The organism is Jiella flava, assembly GCF_017349315.1.
Classification (GTDB): Bacteria; Pseudomonadota; Alphaproteobacteria; order Rhizobiales; family Rhizobiaceae; genus Jiella; species Jiella flava.
Window position 1 is genome coordinate 1 of record NZ_JAFMPP010000017.1, and the last position, 3,364, is coordinate 3,364.

The 3,364-nt window shown below is 53.4% G+C and carries 3 protein-coding genes and 1 pseudogene; all 4 read right to left on the bottom strand.

The features are described 5' to 3' along the window. A pseudogene (locus J1C48_RS16455) lies at window positions 1–219 on the bottom strand (IS630 family transposase); the annotation flags it as partial. Between the two features lie 165 nt (window positions 220–384). Then, the gene (locus tag J1C48_RS16460) at window positions 385–864 is read right to left on the bottom strand and encodes a hypothetical protein (protein WP_207259098.1); all 480 of its coding nucleotides are present in this window, start codon (window positions 862–864) and stop codon (window positions 385–387) included. Between the two features lie 722 nt (window positions 865–1,586). Next, on the bottom strand, window positions 1,587–2,291 hold the full coding sequence (locus tag J1C48_RS16465; protein ID WP_207259099.1) for a hypothetical protein: 705 nt from the start codon (window positions 2,289–2,291) through the stop codon (window positions 1,587–1,589). Between the two features lie 4 nt (window positions 2,292–2,295). Next, the coding region (locus tag J1C48_RS16470) for a type VI secretion system Vgr family protein (protein ID WP_207259100.1) at window positions 2,296–3,364 on the bottom strand (1,069 nt) is incomplete at its 5' end.

The window sequence follows — 3,364 nt, forward strand, 5'->3', positions numbered from 1 at the left end:
GTCGATGATGGCGTCTTGATAGGGGCCGAGCTTGCCCGATCCCGCCGGGCGGCCTTGCTTGAGCGGTGCCACCGACCCCGTTGCGGCATAGCGGGTCTGCACCCGCACCGCCGTCGATGGCGCCACTTCAAACCGCGCCGCCATCGCCCGACGCGACCCGCCCGCCTCGATGCCCCGAACGATCCGAAGCCGCAAATCTGCTGAAACTGCTTTCCCCATGGCGCACCTCCAGCACCACAGGATCAGACTTCAGCAAAAAACGGAATCTCGATTCAGCGTTCCCGCCCGACGCTCTAGCGAAGGCAGGGAAGCCGAGGCGATCGCATTACGGCCCGCAGTCGCGCGCCGCAACAAGCGCAACGGCGGCCCCCACAGGACAGGGGGCTATTGCGTCAAGAGCCGTTCGCTTTCCTCGCGCCACCGCGTGACGATTTTGGAAAGCTTATCCGCCGACGCCTTCTCCGTCGGGGTCAAACCGGTTTGATAGCGCGGATCGGTAAAGGCCATCACACCATCGAACAAGACAAGGGACTGGTCGCCGACGTTGCGCAGCCCGATATCCCAAACCATCCAACCGGAGGGATCCTTGGCGCCATTGAGCGCCGATCGCAGGCGCGCCCGGGAAAATTTGGCATCCTCGACGGGGCCCAAAGGGCTGACGTCGACGCTCACGCCGTCGCCCCCGTCGCCCTTGACAAGGAGGCCCGCCAACCATTGCCGATAACGGTCATAATCTGAGGGCGCGAGCGCCTTCTTATAGACGAACGCACCCGCAAAGCCGATGCGACGGCCTGAATCGGAATCGACGAAGACATAGACATTGCCGCAACGCTCGTTGTCGCTAAATTTGTTTTGCGTCGACAAGGGAGGGATCGCAATCTTGAACGACGTTGCGCACAAGGTGGCCGATGCGGATGGGTTTGTCCGCCCCACGTCGCGCGCTGACGCCGCATCCGATCGAAAACAGCTCGCGGAAACGAGAGACAATAAAATTAGCGATCGCAGTCCTGATTTCATTGTTTCAGATCCGTCCAGAACCGCTGAATTCCCTCATCCAACTGATGCTCCACAAATGTCGTGTTCAGCATCGCCGCGCGTCGGGGCATCGTGTCTCGTGACGGCGAGAAAATCGCTACCCGTGCGCGTCGTCCGGCTTTCGAAGGTATTTGTCTTTTGTTTTGACAAAGATCGAAAAAAACAGAACAGAATACAAGATATAGATCGACATTGTACATAAAAATAATAATAATTGATTTCCTTCGGATCGCGCCCCGAGGACATAACAGAGAGGAAAGATCGAGATCATCGATAGTGCCACGAATAATTCGCCACGTCGACGAGTTTCAAGAGCAACCCGATCCAATCCATGCGCCTCGACACGGCGGTTCCAAGTCCCTGCCATTTTTCGTCCGAACCAGACTGCCAATATAGAATTTATGACTAAACCAATAAAAAAAGCGACAGCTGCGATAGATATATGTATATATTGCCTATATATTGCGCCGATAGAAAATATTAATTCAAAGGAAATAATAAATATTCCATAAATAAAAATATTTATTATTCTTTTGGCAATCATTATAATATTACCTCCAGTATTTCACGAGCGCTTCAACGGCCAGGTCTTCAACGGCCTTGTTCTTTACAGCTACATATTCCTCATCGGAAGCCGCGCCATGTTCATATCGGCGTGTTATTTCGCTTCGAATTTGCTCCATTCGATGCAATATACCGTAATACGTAGCCATTGACGCAGCGATGAGCGCAATTCCCCAAGGTCCAGTCAGCCCAAGGCGAGCTATCGTGGCCTCCGCGATGGCGGAGCCGGCTCCGTACGCAAAGCGCTCAGTCGCAGCTCGCAGAGCCGCGCGCAAAGAACTTGATTTAATGCCTTCTTTTATGCCGGCTTTAACACTGCCAGATATTGGTGCCCCGATGCCGATCCACTGAAGCACGACAGCAATTCGTGCCAAGGATTGGAATTCAAGAATTAGATCATGATTCCCCTCAGGAATATTATAAAAACTTTCTAAGTCAGCAGCAAAATCGGCAACAATTTCGCGAATTTTGACGGTGAAGGGATTTCCCTCTCCCCAAACCCGAACGGTGTCCTGCAGAACCCCGTCACGCACCTTGTGACGATCCGAGGCGTCGGGAACCAGTCGATAGCCATATAGCGTGGAGAGCACTGCGAGAGCGTGATCAGGGTGTGGCTTGATGATATCCTGCGAAACACGAAATATATCACAAAGCTCTTTTAGCGTTTTGTGGAAGTATGGTGATAGTGTCATGGGATCAATTCAGCTCTATCCGTTCGGTGCCTGCTAGTTTGAGGCTCTTTCCGGAAATTTCAATTTCACCATCTTTCGTGAGCCGAATACGGGATTTACCACATGAAAACACAACACTGTCCTCGAATTTAAAGAGCGCCACACGTCCGACGCTGAAGTTCAGACTTTTTCCGACCGACCAAGTCGCATCGTCGCGGACAAAGGTGGATGCATTTTTTCCAATATTGAGATTCTGATTTTCTTTCACGAATTCGTTTAGAGATGAACCGACTGATATATTTAAATTATTTTCGGCCGATAGGTTGAGATCACCATCTCCTCCTCGTGCCATTTTTGCCGACTCGATCGTGTAGCCGCCCAGAGACATTTTTTGTGCGAAATTGCCAACAATATGAAATATGCTTGAGGCTAACAGCGACGGTCCGGTAGAGATTGTTAAAGATCGACCGACATTGACGCATTCATGCCCAAGAGTTTCATGAAGTCGATCGCCAAAAACTGACGCAACCTGATTTCCGACGACAACCGACGAATCGTGGTTATGAACAATTTTGTTCATATCCTTTTGAGAAGTTATACGGACCTCTTCCATCCCAGTCGCATCGTCGAAGCGCAGCTCGTTGTAATCGTTTTTTGTTTCTGATTTATAGGTTTTTGTTCGAAATACGCTCTTGGTCTTGTTCGCCGGCAGCGTATACGGCACCTTCTGGTTCGGGTTCGGCACGAGGCTGGTGACCAGCGGCTGGTCCGGGTCGCCATTGACGAAGGCGACCATCGCCTCCATGCCGATCCGCGGGATGATCTGGCCGCCCCAGCCGCCGCCCGCCCAGTTCTGCGACACCCGCACCCAGACCGTGTCCGAGCCGTCCTTCTTCGCCCGCCGGTCCCAGGGAAACCACAGCTTGATCCGGCCGAACTTGTCGCAGTGGATCTCCTCGCCCGCCGGCCCGGCGATGATCCCGACCTGCGCGCCCGCAACATGCGGCCAGGGGGTCTCGCGGTGCGGGGTCAGCGGGATACGTGACGGGATGGCGGTGAAGGCGTTGCGGTATTCGGGCTCCTCGCCCGCCGTC